At 69.0% G+C, this 18019-nt stretch carries 15 protein-coding genes; 10 read left to right on the forward strand and 5 right to left on the reverse strand.

From position 1 onward, the window contains the following. Positions 1 to 831: 831 nt before the first annotated feature. The 7 genes from CCR97_RS13955 to CCR97_RS13985 all read left to right on the forward strand — a co-directional run bounded on the left by CCR97_RS13955 (position 832) and on the right by CCR97_RS13985 (position 10015). Positions 832 to 1758 (forward strand): HlyD family secretion protein, encoded by a 927-nt coding sequence (locus CCR97_RS13955; protein WP_420826076.1) that lies wholly within the window; start codon positions 832 to 834, stop codon positions 1756 to 1758. Beyond that, positions 1755 to 4484 carry a ribosome-associated ATPase/putative transporter RbbA gene (gene rbbA, locus CCR97_RS13960; RefSeq protein ID WP_111355103.1) on the forward strand — a complete coding sequence of 910 codons (2730 nt, stop codon included), beginning with the start codon at positions 1755 to 1757 and terminating at the stop codon, positions 4482 to 4484. Before CCR97_RS13955 ends, rbbA begins: the two co-directional genes overlap by 4 nt. 1 nt (position 4485) lies before the next feature. Further along, a complete protein-coding gene (locus CCR97_RS13965; RefSeq protein ID WP_201159580.1) occupies positions 4486 to 5667 on the forward strand; it encodes an ABC transporter permease in 1182 nt (393 codons plus the stop codon). 555 nt (positions 5668 to 6222) lie between these two features. Next, a complete protein-coding gene (locus CCR97_RS13970; RefSeq protein ID WP_111355104.1) occupies positions 6223 to 6516 on the forward strand; it encodes a hypothetical protein in 294 nt (97 codons plus the stop codon). A gap of 326 nt (positions 6517 to 6842) precedes the next feature. Then, on the forward strand, positions 6843 to 8036 hold the full coding sequence (locus CCR97_RS13975) for an MFS transporter (protein ID WP_111355105.1): 1194 nt from the start codon (positions 6843 to 6845) through the stop codon (positions 8034 to 8036). Positions 8037 to 8165: 129 nt separating this feature from the next. After that, positions 8166 to 8966, forward strand: coding sequence for an SDR family NAD(P)-dependent oxidoreductase (locus CCR97_RS13980; RefSeq protein ID WP_111355106.1), 801 nt, complete (start codon positions 8166 to 8168; stop codon positions 8964 to 8966). Between the two features lie 95 nt (positions 8967 to 9061). Continuing rightward, on the forward strand, positions 9062 to 10015 hold the full coding sequence (locus CCR97_RS13985; RefSeq protein ID WP_111355107.1) for a GlxA family transcriptional regulator: 954 nt from the start codon (positions 9062 to 9064) through the stop codon (positions 10013 to 10015). Positions 10016 to 10094: 79 nt separating this feature from the next. Here CCR97_RS13985 and tehA read toward each other — a convergent pair whose 3' ends face one another. From tehA to CCR97_RS14000, 3 genes are all read right to left on the reverse strand, one after another. Further along, the gene (tehA, locus tag CCR97_RS13990) at positions 10095 to 11105 is read right to left on the reverse strand and encodes a dicarboxylate transporter/tellurite-resistance protein TehA (protein WP_111355108.1); all 1011 of its coding nucleotides are present in this window, start codon (positions 11103 to 11105) and stop codon (positions 10095 to 10097) included. 109 nt (positions 11106 to 11214) lie between these two features. Further along, positions 11215 to 13407, reverse strand: coding sequence for a xanthine dehydrogenase family protein molybdopterin-binding subunit (locus CCR97_RS13995; RefSeq protein ID WP_111355141.1), 2193 nt, complete (start codon positions 13405 to 13407; stop codon positions 11215 to 11217). A 78-nt stretch (positions 13408 to 13485) separates the two neighbouring features. Beyond that, a complete protein-coding gene (locus CCR97_RS14000) occupies positions 13486 to 13932 on the reverse strand; it encodes a (2Fe-2S)-binding protein (protein WP_111355109.1) in 447 nt (148 codons plus the stop codon). An 859-nt stretch (positions 13933 to 14791) separates the two neighbouring features. Between CCR97_RS14000 and CCR97_RS32525 the strand changes: the two genes are divergently transcribed. Beyond that, entirely contained in the window at positions 14792 to 14983 is a 192-nt protein-coding gene (locus CCR97_RS32525) for a DUF5681 domain-containing protein (protein ID WP_420826077.1), read from the forward strand. A 97-nt stretch (positions 14984 to 15080) separates the two neighbouring features. On the opposite strand, the gene CCR97_RS14005 is transcribed toward CCR97_RS32525, so the two are convergent. After that, positions 15081 to 15986, reverse strand: a complete 906-nt coding sequence (locus tag CCR97_RS14005) for a LysR family transcriptional regulator (RefSeq protein ID WP_111355112.1) — start codon at positions 15984 to 15986, stop codon at positions 15081 to 15083. A gap of 116 nt (positions 15987 to 16102) precedes the next feature. Here CCR97_RS14005 and CCR97_RS14010 point away from each other — a divergent pair, with 116 nt between their 5' ends. Next, entirely contained in the window at positions 16103 to 16474 is a 372-nt protein-coding gene (locus CCR97_RS14010; protein ID WP_111355113.1) for a nuclear transport factor 2 family protein, read from the forward strand. A 105-nt stretch (positions 16475 to 16579) separates the two neighbouring features. Here the strand turns inward: CCR97_RS14010 and CCR97_RS14015 are convergent, their stop codons facing one another. After that, on the reverse strand, positions 16580 to 17056 hold the full coding sequence (locus CCR97_RS14015; protein WP_111355114.1) for an Lrp/AsnC ligand binding domain-containing protein: 477 nt from the start codon (positions 17054 to 17056) through the stop codon (positions 16580 to 16582). 143 nt (positions 17057 to 17199) lie between these two features. On the opposite strand from CCR97_RS14015, the gene CCR97_RS14020 reads away from it, so the two are divergent. Further along, a complete protein-coding gene (locus tag CCR97_RS14020; RefSeq protein ID WP_111355115.1) occupies positions 17200 to 17961 on the forward strand; it encodes an alpha/beta fold hydrolase in 762 nt (253 codons plus the stop codon). The last annotated feature ends 58 nt before the right edge of the window (positions 17962 to 18019 follow it).

Here is an 18019-nt window from a genome sequence, read left to right on the forward strand (position 1 = left end):
GCCGTGGCCAAGGCCGCGGCGCCGGCCGCGCCGCGCGGCTGAGGCGCGGTTCGGCGAGCCGAGACGGTCGCGGCGCTGAACGGCCAGCACCCCGGTGGATGTGATCGTCGGGCCGAGCAGGCCGGTGAGGTTCCGGTACGTGCGGCGAGGCTTGCGGAGCGACCGATGCCGAGATCGCCGTAGGTCTCCCAGACGCGCCGCGTGCTCAACTGGCTCGCCAGCGTCCGCATCTGCGCCGTGAGGGCGACGTGGCAAGGCGCCACGCGTCTGCAACGCAACATTGCCCGTCCGGCCGGGCAAAACATGCGTTCCGCCGGGTGAGCGTCGACCCAGGGGGGCGGTCTTCATGCGGGCAAGGCATCGCGACACCTCCCTGCGCCGGCGGATCGCTGATCGATGGATGCTGCGGCGTCGGGTGAGCCGCGGCAGGTGCGGCTTGTGGAGCGAGCTCTCCCGCCTGGCTGGATCGACAGCAAGACCGTGCCATGCGTGCAGGGTCGAGAGCGAGGTCGCGCCCCGCCAATACCTGCGGCGCGCTGGTCGTCGGGAGCTCACGTCGCGCGAGCAGCACAAGCCGCATCTGTCGGGACACCGGCGTCGTAACGGCGTATGATCCGGTCCGGGACGGTGTCGCGAACCGTGGTGGGCGTCGGGACGCGATCGTCCCTGGAGGCCCCGATGTCCGTTCGTGTTGCCGTTATCGTCCTTGCCGTGCTCGTGCTCTTCGACGCCCTCCCGACAGCCGGGCCGGCCCTGGCCCAATCGGCTCAACCGAGCCCCACCTCGCCGAGCTCTGCACAACCCGGTCCGGCGGCTCGCGCCGAGGCCGCCGTGCGCGCCCTGATCGCGCGACTGCGCGGCAACACCTTGCCAGACGGCATCGTCAAGTCGAACGGCCGGATCGAGGCCACTCAGGTCGACGTCGCGGCGAAGTACGGTGGCCGGCTGGCGTCCGTGACGGTGGAAGAGGGCGACGAGGTGACGGCCGGTCAGGTGGTCGCCACCATCTCGGCGCCGGAATACGAGGCGCAGCTCCGCGCCGCCCAGGCGCAGGTGCTGCGCGCCAAGCAGGCGCTGGCCGAGGCCGTCGCGCTCATCGCCCAGCGGACCAGCGATCTGACTTTCGCGCGGACCGAGCTGGAGCGTGGGAGGAGTCTGCTCGAGAAGGGCAGCATCACCGAACAGGCCGTCGACCAGCGTCGGAACAAGTTCGAGGCGGCCGATGCCGCCTTGCGGGCGGTGACGGCCCAGCGCGAGCAGGCGCATTTCGCCATCAACATCGCCGAGGCGGATGTCGAGCGCCTGCAGTCGGTGCTGATCGATCTCGTGCTGGTGTCGCCACGCAGCGGCCGCGTCCAGTACCGGCTCGCCCGCGCCGGCGAGGTGGTCGCGGCCGGCCAACGGGTTCTCACGATTCTGGATCTCAAGGACGTGTACCTGACCATCTATCTTCCGGCCGAGGACGCCGGCAAGCTGACGCTCGGCGACGAGGCCCGGATCGTCGCCGACCCGATTCCCGAATACGTTATCCCGGCCACCGTCGCGTTTGTCGCCACCGAGGCGCAGTTCACGCCGAAGAGTGTCGAGACCGCCGAGGAGCGCCAGAAGCTGATGTTTCGGGTCAAGCTGCAGGTCGATCCGGACGTGCTTCAGAAGTACCATCGCCAGGTGAAGACCGGCGTGCGCGGTGTCGGCTTCGTGCGCACCAGCACGCGCATCGCCTGGCCGGACGAGCTCGCGGTGAAGCTGCCGCAATGACGGACACGGTCGCCCGCTTCGCCGCCGTCACGCACCGCTACAGGGCGAGGAACGCCCTCGACGACGTCAGCCTCGACATCCCGGCACACCGCATGGTCGGGATCATCGGGCCGGACGGCGTCGGCAAGTCGACGCTCCTCGCGCTTCTCGCCGGAGTGCGAAAGCTCCAGGTCGGGTCGGTCACGGTGTTCGACGGCGACATGGCTGATGCGGAGCACCGACGGGCCAGCTGCGGCCGCATCGCCTACATGCCACAGGGCCTCGGCCGCAATCTCTATCCGACGCTCAGCGTCTACGAGAACGTCGATTTCTTCGGCCGCTTGTTCGGACAGTCGGCGGACGAGCGCCGCGCCCGGATCGCCGACCTCACCCGCGCCACCGGCCTCGATCCGTTCGTCGGGCGTCCGGCCGGCAAGCTCTCGGGCGGCATGAAGCAGAAGCTCAGCCTGTGCTGCGCGCTGATGCATGACCCCGACCTTCTGGTGCTCGACGAGCCGACGACCGGCGTCGACCCGCTGTCGCGCCGGCAGTTCTGGGAGCTGATCGACACGATCCGGGCGCGGCGTCCGCAGATGAGCGTGGTGGTCGCCACCGCCTACATGGAGGAGGCGGCGCGCTTCGACTGGCTCGCCGCCATGGACGAGGGTCGCGTGATCGCGCGCGGCACCCCGTCCGAGATCCTGGCGCAGGCGCACGAGACTTCGCTGGAGAGCGCCTTCATCGCGCTGCTGCCGGAGGAGAAGCGCGCCCGCCACGCGGGCGTGGTGGTGCGCCCGCGGGTCACCGGCGATGACGACGTCCCGGCGATCGAGGCCGAGGGGCTGACGCGACAGTTCGGCGATTTCGTCGCCGTCGATCATGTCAGCTTCCGCATCGGCCGCGGCGAGATCTTCGGCTTCCTCGGCTCCAACGGCTGCGGCAAGACCACCACCATGAAGATACTCACCGGCCTGCTGCCGGCGAGCGAGGGGCGGGCCGCGCTGTTCGGCGAGCCGATCGGCGGCGACGACATGGGGATGCGCCGCAAGGTCGGTTACATGTCGCAGGCGTTCTCGCTCTACACCGAGCTGACGGTCCGCCAGAATCTCGATCTGCACGCCCGGCTCTATCATCTGCCGCCGGCCGAGATCGCGCCGCGGATCGCCGAGCTGCTCGCCCGCTACGACCTCAACGACGTCGCCGACGCCCGGCCGGATCAGTTGCCGCTCGGCATCAAGCAACGGCTGCAGCTCGCCGTCGCGGTGCTGCACCGTCCGGCCGTCCTGATTCTCGACGAGCCGACCTCGGGCGTCGACCCGATCGCGCGCGATGCGTTCTGGCGCACCCTGATCGACCTGTCGCGCGACGACGGCGTGACCATCTTCCTGTCGACCCACTTCATGAACGAGGCCGAGCGCTGCGATCGCATCTCGCTGATGCACGCCGGCAAGGTGCTCGCCGTCGGAGCGCCGGCCGAGCTGACCCGCGAGCGCGGCAGCGAGACCCTCGAGGGCGCGTTCGTGTCCTATCTGGCCGAGGCCGGTGGCGTCGGCGAGGTCGCGACGGATTCGGCGGTGAAAGCTGCACCGGCGGCGGACTCGTCGATGTCCGCGCCGAAGCGGTTCGATCCGGGGCGCCTGTGGGCCTATGCAAGGCGCGAGGCGACGGAGCTCCTGCGCGACCCGATCCGCCTGATCTTCGCCTTCGTCGGCCCGCTCGTGCTGATGCTGGCGTTCGGCTACGGCATCTCCTTCGATGTCGAGAACCTGAGCTGGGCGGCGTTCGATCAGGACCGGACTCCGGAAAGCCGCGCGCTGCTCGAAACCTTCTCCGGCTCCCGCTACTTCACCGAGCGGCCGCCGGTCCGCACCACGGCCGAGATGGATGCACGGTTCAGGAGCGGCGAGCTGGCGCTGGTCGTCGAGGTGCCGCCCGGCTTCGGCCGCGACCTGCAGAGCGGACGCGTGCCGCAGGTCGGCGTCTGGATCGACGGCGCCATGCCGTTCCGCGGCGAGACCACCCGCAGCTACGTCTCGGGCCTCGCCCTGCAATACGCCAAGCAGCGCGCCGTCGAGACGGTCGGGCCGAACGCCGCCGTCGTTCCGGTGAGCATCGAGACCCGCTTCCGCTACAATCAGTCGTTCAAGAGCGTCAACGCGATGGTGCCGAGCATCATCGTGCTGATGCTGATCCTGATCCCGGCCGTCATGTCGGCGGTCGCCGTGGTGCGCGAGATCGAGACCGGCTCGATCGCCAATTTCCATTCGACGCCGACCAGCAAGGTCGAGTTCCTGGTCGGCAAGCAGCTCCCCTATGTGGCGGTCTCGATGGTGAGCTTCGTGCTGCTGGTGCTGCTGGCCATCATCGTGTTCGGTGTGTCGATCGCCGGGTCCTTCGCCACGCTCGCATTCGGTACGTTGCTTTACTGCTTCGCGACGACCGGCTTCGGCCAGCTCGTGTCGACCTTCACGCGCACCCAGGTCGCGGCCGTGTTCGCCACGGCCATTCTGGCCGTGGTGCCGGCCGTGAACTTTTCGGGCCTGCTGGTTCCGGTGTCGTCCCTGTCGGGCGGCGCGCGGTTTCTCGGCCTGACCTTTCCGGCCGCCTGGTATCAGCCGATCAGCGTCGGGACCTTCGCCAAGGCGCTCGGTCTGTTCGCCTTGTGGCCGGAGATGCTGATGCTCGCGTTGTTCGCGGTCGTCTATCTTCTCGCCGCGCGCCTGTTCTTACGCAAGCAGGAGGCGTGAGGTGGCGGCGCAGAGGGCGGATGCGACGCGCAAGCCGGCGATCGACCGCCTCGGGATCGGTCGTCACCTCGCGAACATCTGGCGACTGACCATCAAGGAGTTGCGCAGCATCCGGGCCGACCCGGTGATGCTGATCCTGGTCGTCTACGCCTTCAGCATCAACGTCTACACGGTCGCGACCGGAGCCTCCGTCGAGGCGAACAACCTCGCGGTCGCCATTGTCGACGAGGACCGCTCGGCGCTGTCGCGGCGCATCGCCGACGGCCTCACGCCGCCCTTGTTCAGGCCGGCCGTGGAGATCTCGGCGCGTGACATCGACGGCGAGATGGGCGCCGGGCGCTACGTCTTCGTCATCGAGATTCCACCGCGGTTCGAGGCGGATGTGCTGGCCGGCCGCAGCACCTCGGTGCAGCTGAATGTCGACGCCACCGCCATCACCCAGGCCGGCAACGGTTCGGCCTACATCCAGACCATCATCCTGAACGAGGTCGCCGCCTTCAGGGCGGGACGCGACGGCGTCTCGACGAACCCGGTGGACGTGGTGATCCGCGCCAACTCCAATCCCAACCTGAAATCGAGCTGGTTCACCTCGGTGATGCAGGTGATCAACAGCATCACCATGCTGACCGTGATCCTCACCGGCGCGGCGCTGATCCGCGAGCGCGAGCAGGGCACGGTCGAGCATCTGCTCGTCATGCCGGTGGTGGCGAGCGAGATCATGCTCGCGAAGATCCTGGCCAACGGCGCCGTGACGCTGGCCGCGGCCGGGCTGTCGCTGGTGCTGGTCGTCGAGTGGTGGCTGCAGGTGCCGATCGTCGGATCGATCCTGCTGTTCCTCACGGGCGCCGCCGTCTACGTGTTCACGGTCGCGGCGCTCGGCATCCTGCTCGGCACCATCGCCAACACGATGGGCCAGTTCGGCCTGCTGGCCATTCCGGTGCTGCTGGTGACGCAGCTCCTGTCGGGCAGCGCCACCCCGCTCGAAAGCATGCCGATCTGGCTGCGGTGGATCGTGTGGATCGTCAGCCCGACGCCGCATTTCGTGACCTTCGCGCAGGCCGTGCTGTATCGCGGCGCCGGCTTTGCTGCGGCGACGCCGCCGCTGCTCGCCGTCGCCGCCATCGGCGGCGTCTATCTGGCCGTCGCCTTACGGCGCTTTCGTCGTGTCGTCCTCGGCGGCTGAGGAACCCCGCGCGAGGGGAAGCCTCCTGCTCCGCCGCATCCGCCATTGAGCCGAGTTCCTAAACGAATGGACCTGAACCGGAGCCGCACGTGTGAGTCTCGGGCTCGATCGTCAAGCGCAGCGACCGAAAGGCAGTTGCCGAGACATGGAGTTGGTCACCCGTGACCGGTCCGTCCGGTGGTTCTCTTCGGCTGGGTGGTGGTGCAGGCAGTCCCTATCGGACACCTCTCACCTGATATTCGCTGTTCCTGCCGGCAAAACTCCTGCTCGGCCGGAATGGCGGGTGGATGTGCCGAAAACCCTCGGAATTACGAGAAGGAACTCGCCGAGGAGATCGAGACGCCGCAAGCGTCGTGGCGACGATATATCGAGCGGTACAGCTTGCCTGGTGCGATCATCCCGAGAGGTCTCCCTCACCCGGAGGACGTGATCATCGCGCCGGGGCAAGCCGGCGCGGTTCCGGTTCGGCGTCGAACCGGAGGAGGCGGAGAAGCACTGTCGAACTTTTTGTCGGTTCCGAGATGCGTTCCTGGTCCAGGCAGAGATCGACGATCGATGTCACAGGAAAAGAAGGACGCCTGGATACGATCACAAGGTTCCGGTGTCCTGGTTCTCGCGATCTGCGCGAACTTGATGCTGCCGAACCGGCACAGGTACGACCAAGATGTCTTCGGCGCGGTGCAACTGACCCATATGAACCTGCGGCAGAGCGAACTCGAGAAGCGGCATCAGGAAGCGTTTCGTGCGATCGGGCTGAACGGGGCGAGGATGTTCATCATGCCTCTGATCAGCAAGCAGGAGGTCGAGCAGATGACCAACGAGATCAAAAGCAGACACGGCGTCGAGTAGCGCGCCGTCTACGGTCCGATCGTTCCGGGTCGGCTCCGCGGCGCCGTCTTGAACCTTTCGGAACGGGTGAAGTAGACGAACGTCTCCGCTGCCGGCTCCAGAGCGGCTCGCACCTCGGGGGCATCGTCGAAATAGCGCGCCAAGCCGATCCGGAGGGCGGTGCCGTTTTGGCGATGGCGGTCTCGTAATCCCTGATCGGAAAAGTAGCGGTCGAGACATGAAGGCAAATGGCACGAAGTGACGTGTCGATGACATTCAAGACATGAGCCTTCGTCCCTAGAGTCCCGTTCGACGCGCCCACGGCGGCGCAACAGGACTCCCCAGCCATGTCTTCGAAAGCCCCCCTCTACTGGATGGCACTCGGCGCCTTCGCGGTCGGCACCGAGAGCTTCATGATCGCCGCGGTCCTGCCCGACATCGCCGCCGACCTGGCGGTGAGTGGCCAGGCCGCCGGCCAGCTCGTCACCATCTTCGCGCTGACCTACGCCCTGACCTCCCCGGTCCTGACAGTGGCGACCGGCGCGGTGTCGCGCCGGCTGTTGCTGGTCGGCACCATGGCGGCTTTCGCGGTCGCCAACCTCGTCGCCGCGGTGGTACCGAGCTTCGCCGGCCTGATGGCGGCGCGGGTGCTGCTCGCCCTCGGCGCCGGCCTGTTCGTGCCGAACGCCAGCGCGGTCGCCGGCAGCCTCGTGCCGCCGGCGGAGCGCGGACGGGCGCTGTCGATCGTCACCAGCGGGCTGAGCCTCGCCATCGTGTTCGGAGTGCCGCTCGGCGCCGTCGTTGGCGCGTCTCTCGGCTGGCGCGCAACCTTCGTCGGCGTCGCGGCGCTCGCCGTCGTCGCGACCATCGGCCTGCTTGTCGGGTTGCCGCGCTCGCTCGGGACCGCGGCGCCGGTGGTCGGCCTCGGCGCCCGCCTCGTCGCCTTCAAGAATCCGGCGGTGCGGCGGCCGCTCGCCGTCATGCTGCTGTGGGCGATCGGGCCGTTCACGGTCTACCCGTATCTCGCCATCCTGGTCCGCGACGTGACCGGGCTCGACGGCGCGGCGATCGGCATCGTGCTGCTGGTGTGGGGCTTTTCCGCCTTCGTGGGTCTCACGGTCGGCGGCCGCCTGACCGACCGGGTGGGACCCGGCCGGGTGGTGCGGGCGAGCCTGCCGCTGCTGGCGCTCGCCCTGGCGGCCCTGTCGGTCGCTGCCCACGCCCTGCACGGCGTCGCCGCCCTTGCCCTGCTGCTCGCCGGCATCGTCGTCTGGGGCTTCACGGCGTGGAGCTTTTTCCCCGGTCAGCAGGCCCGCCTGATCGCCATCGCCGGGGTCGCCAACGCGCCGGCGATTCTCTCGGCGAACGCCTCCGTCCACTACTTCGGGTTTTCGCTCGGGGCGGCGCTCGGGTCGGCGGTCATCGCCTGGGGCTCGATCCGCGAGGTCGGCTGGGTCGGGGCCGTGTGTGTGGCGCTCGCCGTGATCCTGGAGCTCTCGGCGGCCCGCGACCGCTGTCCGGCCCTCGCACCGGCGGCCTGATCGGCCGCCGCCCGGCTCGGGGCCGGCATGTCCGAAAACGCCGGTTATTCGACATTAAAGACAGACACCTGCGCGACTATCGTTCGTCTCACCCCCGCCGACTCGGCGGTCGACCAAGAGGACATCATCATGGGTACCAAAGGAACCGCCGTCGTCACCGGAGCCTCGTCCGGCATCGGCGCCGTCTACGCCGACCGGCTCGCCGGTCGCGGCTACGACCTCGTCGTCGTCGCACGCAACGCCGCGCGGCTGGAGAGCCAAGCCGAGGCGCTGCGTCGCCGTCACGGCGTGACGGTGCGGGCCGTCGCCGCCGACCTCACCGACCGGGCGGATCTTCGCCGTGTCGAGGATCTGCTGCGCACCGACGCGAGCGTCACGCTGTTGGTCAACAATGCGGGTTTCGGTGGCGCCGGCGAGTTGCTGCAGTCCGATGTCGACCGGATGGAGGAGATGGTCGACGTCAACGTCACCGCCGTGATGCGACTGACCTACGCGGCCGTGCCGGGCTTCGTCGCGCGCCGCGGCGGAACGATCGTCAACATCGCCTCGATCGTGGCGATCGGGCCGGAGATTCTCAACGGCGTCTACGGCGGCTCGAAGGCCTTCGTGCTCGCCTTCAGCCAGTCGCTCAGGAAGGAACTCGCCGACAAGGGCGTGCGCGTCCAGGTGGTGTTGCCCGGCGCGACCGCGACCGAGTTCTGGACGCATGCCGGCCTGCCGGTCGACAACCTGCCGACCGCGTGGGTGATGACGCCGGAAAATCTCGTCGATGCGGCTTTGGCCGGGCTGGACCGCGGCGAGTTCGCCACCATCCCGTCGCTGCAGGACGGCGCCGAGTGGGACGCCTACGAGGCCGCCCGCCAGGTGATGCTGCCGCATCTCTCCAACACCGGGGTCGCGCCGCGCTATCGCACGATCGCTGCGGTGTGACGTTCGGTGCCGGGGCGGCCGGCGCGTCGCACTGGCGCGCGGAGCCGCCCATAGGCCAAAATCAGCGTCGGTGCCGCCAGGAGAGGATCGAGATCATGCCGGCGATCGGCCTCGTCGTGTTCGACGGTTTTCAGGTGATGGGGCTCGCCCCGCTGTCGGCGTTCGAGCTCGCCAATGCGGTCGCCGGCCGGAAGGTCTACGACGTGCACGTGCTGTCGGAGGCCGGCGGACCCGTGCACAGCTCGCTCGGCTTTGCGATCGACACGGTGCGGTTCGGGAGCAAGATCTACGACACGACGTTGGCGATCGGCTCGCTGATTCCGCGGCCCTCGTCCCCGGCGCTCCTGCGTTATCTCGTGAAGGCGGCGGAAAAGTCGCGTCGCCTCGCCGGTGTCTGCACCGGTGCCTTCGTTCTCGCCGAAGCGGGGCTGCTGGACGGACGACGCGTGACGACGCATTGGGCGCACGCCCGCAATCTGCAGAAGCTCCATCCCGGAATTCTCGTCGATCAGGATCGGATCTTCATCCGCGACGGGCGGATCTGGACGTCGGCCGGCATGACCGCGGGCATCGATCTCGCGCTCGCGCTGGTCGAGGACGATCTCGGGCGCGAGGTCGCCAAGACGGTGGCGCAGAAGCTGGTGGTGTATCTCCGGCGCCCCGGCGGACAGTCGCAGTTTTCGGCACTGCTCGCGCTGGAGCCGAAGTCCGACCGGATTCGTCGCGCCCTCGTCCACGCCCGCGAGAACCTCACCAACGCGCTGAGCGTGGAGGAGCTTGCGGAGCAGGCGAGCCTCAGCCCGCGGCAGTTCAGCCGCGTGTTCCGGCAGGAGACCGGACAGTCGCCGGCCAAGGCGGTCGAGCAACTGCGGCTCGAGGCGGCGCGGACCTTCATGGAGGAGGGGCGCCTGTCGATGGAGGAGATCGCGCGCGAGACCGGCTTCGCCGATCGCGACCGGATGCGTCGCGCCTTCGTGCGCGCCTTCGGCCAGCCGCCGCAGGTGCTCAAGCGGGCGACCGAGACGCAGCGGCCCGCCGTCCTGCAGTGATGCCGCCACACGGTGCGGCCGGACACGCCGTCTGCGACGGACGCCGCGTTCCTGCCGAGCGTTCTACGCATCCGGGCGATCATCTCGTGCCGGCGAGCGGAACGGCTGCCGCGGCCGGCACCGTCGGTGTCGCGGGCGGCAGCAGACGACCCGCAACCAGTAGCCACAGCGTGCGGAGTGCGAGCCCGGCGATCGCGATCGTCACCAGCGTCAGCACACCGGGCGCCAGCACCGCCATTGGTCCGGTGTCGCCGCGGCCGACCAGCCTCACCATGGTGCCGGCCAGTGCCGTCAGGCCGAACGTGACGCCCCAGGCCGACGCCCCGACGCCCCCGGCGAAGATCCAGCGCGACAGGCGCACGAGCAGCAGGAGCTGCACGAGGCCGTAGCCGACCAGCACGAAGGCGATCAGGTCCGGCGGACCTGACGTGACACTCAGATAGGCCGTCGCGCCGACCGTCGGCGGCGCGAGCTGGATGCCGAGCGTCGGCCGCAGCGGGACCGGCATCTCGGGCGCTGTGTAGAGCCGAAACAACAACACCGACTCGATCGCGAGCCAGGAGAGCACGCCGGCGCCGAAGCACAGCCGACCCCACTCGGGATGACCGAGCGCGGACAGGCCGATCGCCATCACGGAGGAGCCCGCGACCGTCGGCAGATAGAGCACCGGCGTGCTCGCGGCGGGATCGCGGGCGCCCTGCCACAGCACACCGGTGCGCCACAGGCCGAAGGCGAGCGTGAAGGCGGCGCCGACCGTGAACATGGCGAGCGCGGCCGGGCGGGCATAGGGCTCCAGCGCGATCCCCACCAGCATGGTCGCGACTCCGGCGAGGCCGATGAAGCAACACTGGACGGGGTGGCGCGCCTCGGCTGCCGCATCGTCGGGGGTGACGAGCCACTTGGCCGCGAACAGCACGACCAGCACGGCCCAGACGAGGCCGCCCGCGAGCATCAGCGCTTCGCCGACCACAGCCGGCAGGCCCCACACCTGATGCGCAGCCCGCCACGCGCTGCCGAGGCCGACGAGGCCGAGGACCATGCCGAAGAACGAGGCGGGGACACGTGAGACCAACGATCGAGGGCCACTCATCAGGAGTCTCCGCGTGCGGCCGTGAGGCTCGGCGGGACGCCGACGGCGCAGTCGAGGCGCCGCCGCGTCGCCGTGGCCGGCGTTGGAATCGGAACCGCCGGTCCGGACGTCAAACGCCGAACTTCGTCTTGGCGAGCGGCAGGCTGCACACGCGGCGCCGGGTCAGCGCCGCAACGGCGTTGACCACAGCCGGCGGCACGCCGGGAAGTCCCGGCTCACCGACGCCGCCCATGGGCTCGCCGCTCTCGACGATCTCGACATGGACCTGCGGCATCGCGGTGCGCGACAGAACCGGATAGTCGTCGAAATTGTGCGACTGCCGGACGCCGTCCTTGTAGACGAGCTCCTCGAACAGTGTGGCCGAGACGCCGAGCGCGGCTGCGGATTCCACCTGCGCCTTCACGATCGCCGGATTGACGACGCGGCCGGGGTCGAAGGCGATCCACAGATGGTGGACCTTAACCTCGCCGCCTTCGATCGACACCTCCGCGATGGTCGCGGTCTCCGAGCCGAACGGTGACGCCATGGCGACGCCGCGGGCCCGCTTGCCGCCGTCCGCGTCGTACGGACCGCGCTTCCAGCCGCCCGACATCGCCGCGACGGTCTCCAGCAGCTTCAGGTGACGCGGCTTGCCGCGGAGCAGCTCCACGCGCAGGCGGAACGGGTCCTGCCGGCCCGCATCGGCCATCTCGTCGAAGAAGCTCTCGTAGAAGAAGTCGTTCATCGAGTGCCCGACGGAGCGCCAGAACGCGATCGTCACCGGGTGGCGGACCTTCACGTAATCCATGCTGCGGTTGGGGATGGCGTAGGGCTTCTCGACGATGCCCTCGACGGCGGAGCTGTCGACGCCGGCGTCTCCTCCGGCGCCGAAGTAGCGTCCCAGCGGCCCTTCGCCCGCCGTCCGCACCGCGATCGCGGTCGGCCTGCCGTCGGCGCCGATCGCCGCGCGGAAGCGGCTGAAGCTCAGGGGCCGCAGCGCGTCGCGCTTGAACTCCTCCTCGCGGGACCACAGCACCTTGACGGGCCGGCCGGTGGCCTTGGCGAGCAGGATCGCCTGCTGGAACGGATTGCCCGGCCCGTAGACGAAGTGCCGGCCGAAGAAGCCGCCGAGCATCGGCGAGTGAACCATCACCTTCTCGGGCGGCAGGCCGGCCGTCTGCGCCGCGACCGACTGGAACAGCTCCGGCATCTGGTTGGGGATCCACAGTTCCAGCGTACCGTCCGAGTTGAAGCGGGCGATCGAGGAGGGCGGCTCGAGCTGGCCGTGCGCCAGATAGGGCGCGTCGTACTCCGCCTCGATCACCTTGGCGGCCACCGCGAAGGCGGCGGCGGTGTCGCCCGCCTGCTCGGCCGGGACGCCGGGCCCGGCGTGGCCGGCGAGGGCGGCGCGCAGCCCCACCGACGAGAAGTCGGCAGCGACCGCGTCGAGCCCGGTGGCCGGCGGCTCGGACCAGGTCACCTCGGCGCTCTCGACCGCCTTGCGGGCGCGGTACCAGGTGTCCGCCGTGACGGCGACGGCGCCCGGCAGGCGGTGCACGCCATGCACCCCCGGCATGGCCGCGACGGCGGCCTCGTTGGCGATGCGCACCGGCTCGGTTCCGAGCACCGGCGCGTGCTGGACGGCGGCATGGAGCATGCCGCCGACCTTCAGGTCGATGGCGTAGACGGCCTTGCCGGTCGCCTTGGCGCGGATGTCGATGCGAGCCACCGGCTTGCCGAGCCAGCGAAACGTCGCCGGGTCGCGGAGCGCCACCTCGGTCGCGGGCTCCAGCGCGAGCGCCGCCGCGGCGAGGTCGCCGTAGGGAACTGCGCGCCCGGACGGCGGGTGGATCACCCGGCCGTCCTGTGTCGTCAGGCTCGCTTGAGGCACCTTCAGACGAGCGGCGGCGGCGCGGATCATCATCTCGCGGGCGGTCGCGCCGAGCCTGCGCATCGGCTCGTAGCTGGAGCGCGTCGAGTAGCTGCCGCCCGTCATCCGCAGTCCGTCGATCAGGGCGTAGTCGGGACCGGGCGGCGCGCACTCGACCTCGAAGCGGGCCGGGTCGACGTCGAGCTCTTCGCCGATCGTCTGGGCGATGCCGGTGGCGATACCCTGGCCACCTTCGACGAACGGGCTGAGAATCTTGAAGCGGCCATCCGGGCCGATCACCAGAAAAGCGCCCACGCGCGTGCCCGGTTTCACGGCGGCGGCAGCCTGTGCCCGCGCCGGGACCGACGGGAGCAGCGCGCCGAGCACCAGGGTCGCCGCGCCGAGCCCGAGCAGGCGGCGGCGGGACAGGTTGGTAACGCCCTCGTGGCGCATGTGCGGAAGCGCGACGGTGGCGAGGTCGAATGCGCCGGGCTTGAACGAGGCGAATGCGCTCACGACGATGTCCTCCCGTCAGCCCGCGGCGTGCCGGATCGCGGCCGCGATCCGGTTGTAGGTGCCGCAGCGGCACAGGTTGGTCATCGCGTCGGCGATGTCGGCGTCACTCGGCGCGGGCGTCTGCTCGAGCAGCGCGGTTGCGGCCATCACCTGGCCGGACTGGCAGTAGCCGCATTGCGGCACCTGCTGGGCGACCCACGCATCCACGACTTTGCGGCCGACCGGGCTCTCCTCGATCGCTTCGATGGTGCGGATCTCGGCGCTGCCGACGCTGTCGAGGGGGAGCTGGCACGAGCGGGTGGCCTGGCCGTCCATCAGCACCGTGCAGGCGCCGCACGCCGCGATGCCGCAGCCGTATTTGGTGCCGGTGAGCCCGAGCACGTCGCGCAGCACCCACAGCAACGGCGTGTCAGGCTCGGTGGCGACGTCGTAGGCGCGTCCGTTGACGGTGATCGATGTCATGGGCAAATCCTGGTCGGTCGGAGGTGGAGATCAGGGCGACACGCGGTTTCGGCGGCGACTGCGCGCGGACGGGTGATCACACCCGATGCGGGTGATCCGTTCGCTGACCCTGAAGAGATGAAGGCGTGCTCGACTGTCCCGCGCGCGAGAGCCTAGCGCCCCGCTCGCGGCGCGCTAGGGCGTCGCGTGGCGCTGCTGGCAGGGGCGGTTACCTGGGGGAGGGGCATCATGGTCGGGTCCATCTGCTCGCCGGGGGAACAAGCGGACCGATGATAGAACGTCGCGTTCGACAGAAAAAAGTCGTTCACGCGGCGATTCAGGACAAGCAGGGGAGCGCGGAGAGGACCGCGTCGACGATCGTCTCGATCGCACGCCCGAGCGCCATCCGAAACAGGGGAGCCATCACACCGACAAGCTGATCGAGAGTCAGGCGCGCGAACTCGAGTGGAGCGACAGCGAACTGAAGGCCGCAAGGCCGAGGCGCACCGTCTCGCTCCGCGCCGCCGCGGCGCCTGAGCAGCGATAACCCGACCGCGGGCACCGGGGTCTTGCTGTTGCGCAAACAAGCTCGCACTTCGGTCGGGCGTGGTGCGCCGTGTTCCACGTCTCCGAGGTGGCGGCCGTCAGGACGTCGGAGTGCCGCCCGTGAGCGGCCGCCTGAACGTGCGGTCGTCAGGTCGAGAACACCCGAGCCTGGAACGGGGCCAAGGCGAGCGACGCGGTCGTCGCCTAGACCCAGCCCGGCAAGGCGCCGCCCCACGCCGGGGCGCCGTGCTCCTGGGTGCCGGCGCCGGTCGCGGCCCATGGCCAGGGCAGGTCGGAGCGGGGGTACGGGAAGCCGCCCGTGAGCGGCCGGTTCGTGAAAGGCGTCTCAGGGAACCCGCGTGGTCGGCCGAGAAAGACGCTCCGAGTGCAGCTGCCGCCGGGCACGCCGGTGCGCGACAGATTCCTCGAAGAGGCCCAGCGCATCATTCAGCTTCGGGAAGGCGACGAGGTTCTCCAGAGACCGTGGCGGACGCGATTCGGCGCGCCGAGGCGGTCGCGGCGCTGACCCAGTCGGTCCTCGAAGCTCGTCGCGCTCGCGCTCCTGCGGGGCGACCGGGACGGGCTTGCGAGCGTCGTCGATCATCCGAGCCGTCGGCTGGCTGTCACGCGCCCGGCGTTCCACTCAGTTCGCGAGCGAGCCCGATGAACGCCTTGAGCGCGGCGGAAGCGTTGCGCCGCGCGGGGTAGTAGAGGCAGAGCCCCCCGAACGGCGGCGTCCAATCCTCCAGCACGCGGACGAGCCGCCCCGCCTCGATGTCGGCCCGCACGTCCTGTTCCATGAAGAAGCCGAGACCGATGCCGTCGAGCACGGCCGTTCGTGCCAGCGAGGCCTCGTCCAACGTGATCGGACCGTTCACGTCGATCTGGGCCGTCTGTCCCTCCTTCTCGAACTGCCATCGATACAGAGCACCGTTGGGCAAGCGCACGCGGACGCATGGGTGATCGAGCAGATCCGGCGGGACGCGCGGCCTCTCGTGTCTTTCGAAATAGGCCGGCGATCCTACGACGGCGAACTGCTGCGATCGACCGAGGGAGACCGAAATCATGTCGCTGGGCACGAGATCCGCGACGCGCACGCCGAGGTCGAATCCCTCGGCGACGATGTCGACCAATCGTCCTTCCGTGACGAGATCGACATGCACCTGCGGATAGCGGCGGAGGAACTCGAGAACCAGGGGCGAGAGAATCTCACGGGCCGCCATCGGAAAGGTGTTGATGCGGAATGTGCCCGATGGAGTCGTCTGTCGCGACCGCACCGTCTCCATCGCGCCGTGGATGTCCTGAAGCGCCGGTCCGATCTGCTTCACGAAGGCTCCGCCGGCATCGGTCAACGAGACGCTGCGGGTCGTGCGATGGAACAGGCGGACGCCGAGACCCGCCTCGAGCTTGCCGACGGCGTTGCTGAGCGCGGTCGTCGACATGCCGAGATCGAGCGCGGCGGCCCGAAACGAGCCCCTGCGCGCAATGGCGATGACGGCATCGAGCTCGTTCAGGCCGGGTCGGTACATTGTCCCGCTTTTCTCAACACTCCATCCCGCTTCATCCCACTTATCGCAACGAAGGTCTACGGCTAAATGGGGCTGACTGACGCGGCGCATGTCCACCCGTTCCGCAGGAGGTCCCCATGTCCAAGCTCCAGCCGTCCACGTTCAGCGCGCACGACACGAGCAGGCCTCTCGACCTGCCAGCCCCGATCGCCGCCTACTTCAATACCGACATGCGTGACAGTGCGGCCGCGGCCGGCTGCTTCGCTCCGGACGCCGTCGTCGAGGACGAGGGGCACACCTACGCCGGGATCGCCGAGATCCGACGTTGGAAGGACGAGAGCTCCGCGAAGTACGACTACACGAGCGAGCCGATCCGCTCCGAAAGCAAGGACGGGCTGACCGTCGTGACGAGCCGCGTGACCGGCAACTTCCCCGGCAGCCCGATCGACCTCCGATACGTCTTCAGGGTGGAGGGCGACAGGATCACGTCCCTGGAGATCGTCCCGTGAGCCCGAGGCGAGCGACATTCGGAGCGGCGTCGCCGCGATGGTGCGTTCGCCCACCGAGCCGACCGCGAGGTTCGACATCGCCGTATCGGTCGGCCGGGCTGGACGTCAGAACGCTAACCGCGCGTTCTCCTTGACCACCTTCATGACGAAGAAAGTCCGCGTCTGCCTGACGCCCGGGAGAGCGATCAGCTTCTCGCCGTGCAGCTTGTTGAAGTCGCTCATGTCGCGGACGCGGATCTTCAACAGGTAGTCGAAGTCGCCGGCCACCAGGGTGCAGTCCAGAACGTCCTTCATCTTGTGAACGGCGCTCTCGAATGCCGCGAAGCTTTCCGGCGTCGATCGGTCGAGCACGACGCCGATCATCACGAGAGTCCCCAGGCCGACCTTGGCCGGGGCGAGCTCCGCCCGGACTCCCGTGATGAAGCCCTCGTCGAAGAGGCGTTGTGTCCGGCGGTGACACGTCGCCGGGCTGACGTTCACCCGGGCCGCGAGCTCGGCATTGGTCAGCCTCCCCTCGGCGTGAAGGCTGCGGAGAATCCTGACGTCGATGCGATCGAGGCGACGGCCGGGAGAATCTTTCATCGTGCTGCTCCGAGATGAAAGGAAATATCGATCGTCCGAGCTTACGTGCGCCGACCGACAAATTGAAGAATGTATTCGAGAGCACCTTCCGGACGTGTTTCGCTAACATCCGAACCGAACGATGCAACGGAGGAGACCAGGCTATGGGACTGACGCAACTCACGCTCGCCGTCGCCGGCAGCACGCTGCTCGCGCTCGCCGCGTTCACGCCGGCCTACGCGGCACCGATCAAGAACGTCGTCATCGTTCACGGCGCTCTCGCCGACGGGTCCGGCTGGCGCAAGGTGCACGATCTGCTGAAGCAGAAGGGCTACAAGGTCACGATCGTGCAGCCGCCGATGACCTCTCTGCAGGACGACGTTCGTGCCACGCGCCGCATCCTCGATCTGCAGCAGGGTCCCTCGCTCCTGGTCGGCCACAGCTATGGTGGCATGATCGTGACGGAGGCGGGCAACGCCGACAACGTGGCCGGCCTGGTCTACATCGCGGCCTTCCAGCCCGACGCCGGCGAGACCCTCCTCGATCTCGCCGGCAAGATCCCCGCGGCCACGAAAGGCATCATGGCGACCTCGGACGAGTATCTGTATCTGGACCCGAAGGTCTACGCCGCGGATTTCGCGGCCGATGTCCCGGCGGCCGAGGCCGAGTTCATGGCCGCCTCGCAGGTCTTCCCGTCCAAGGCGGCGTTCGAGACCAAGGTGACGACGCCCGCATGGAAGAGCAAGAAGAGCTGGGCGCTCGTCGCGACCGACGATCGTGCGATCAGCCCCGACCTCATGCGGATGATGGCGCGGCGCGCCGAGAGCGAGACCGTCGAGGTGAAGGCGAGCCACGCCGTGTTCATGTCGAAGCCCGACGCGGTCGCGACTCTCATCGAGGACGCCGCGAAGGCGCTCACGAAGTGACGGCATGCTGAAGAGGCGGCACGTCGTTCGCGGCGTGCTCCTCGCCCCACTCCTCCTT

The sequence above is a fragment of the Rhodoplanes elegans genome (assembly GCF_016653355.1).
In the GTDB taxonomy this organism is placed as follows: domain Bacteria; phylum Pseudomonadota; class Alphaproteobacteria; order Rhizobiales; family Xanthobacteraceae; genus Rhodoplanes; species Rhodoplanes elegans.

Coding starts and splice junctions, on each gene's coding strand:
- rbbA (WP_111355103.1), top strand. CDS start 1,755: ATGACGGACACGGTCGCCCGCTTCGCCGCCGTCACGCACCGCTACAGG.
- CCR97_RS13970 (WP_111355104.1), top strand. CDS start 6,223: ATGTCACAGGAAAAGAAGGACGCCTGGATACGATCACAAGGTTCCGGT.
- CCR97_RS13975 (WP_111355105.1), top strand. CDS start 6,843: ATGTCTTCGAAAGCCCCCCTCTACTGGATGGCACTCGGCGCCTTCGCG.
- CCR97_RS13980 (WP_111355106.1), top strand. CDS start 8,166: ATGGGTACCAAAGGAACCGCCGTCGTCACCGGAGCCTCGTCCGGCATC.
- CCR97_RS13985 (WP_111355107.1), top strand. CDS start 9,062: ATGCCGGCGATCGGCCTCGTCGTGTTCGACGGTTTTCAGGTGATGGGG.
- tehA (WP_111355108.1), bottom strand. CDS start 11,105: ATGAGTGGCCCTCGATCGTTGGTCTCACGTGTCCCCGCCTCGTTCTTC.
- CCR97_RS13995 (WP_111355141.1), bottom strand. CDS start 13,407: ATGCGCCACGAGGGCGTTACCAACCTGTCCCGCCGCCGCCTGCTCGGG.
- CCR97_RS14000 (WP_111355109.1), bottom strand. CDS start 13,932: ATGACATCGATCACCGTCAACGGACGCGCCTACGACGTCGCCACCGAG.
- CCR97_RS14005 (WP_111355112.1), bottom strand. CDS start 15,986: ATGTACCGACCCGGCCTGAACGAGCTCGATGCCGTCATCGCCATTGCG.
- CCR97_RS14010 (WP_111355113.1), top strand. CDS start 16,103: ATGTCCAAGCTCCAGCCGTCCACGTTCAGCGCGCACGACACGAGCAGG.
- CCR97_RS14015 (WP_111355114.1), bottom strand. CDS start 17,056: ATGAAAGATTCTCCCGGCCGTCGCCTCGATCGCATCGACGTCAGGATT.
- CCR97_RS14020 (WP_111355115.1), top strand. CDS start 17,200: ATGGGACTGACGCAACTCACGCTCGCCGTCGCCGGCAGCACGCTGCTC.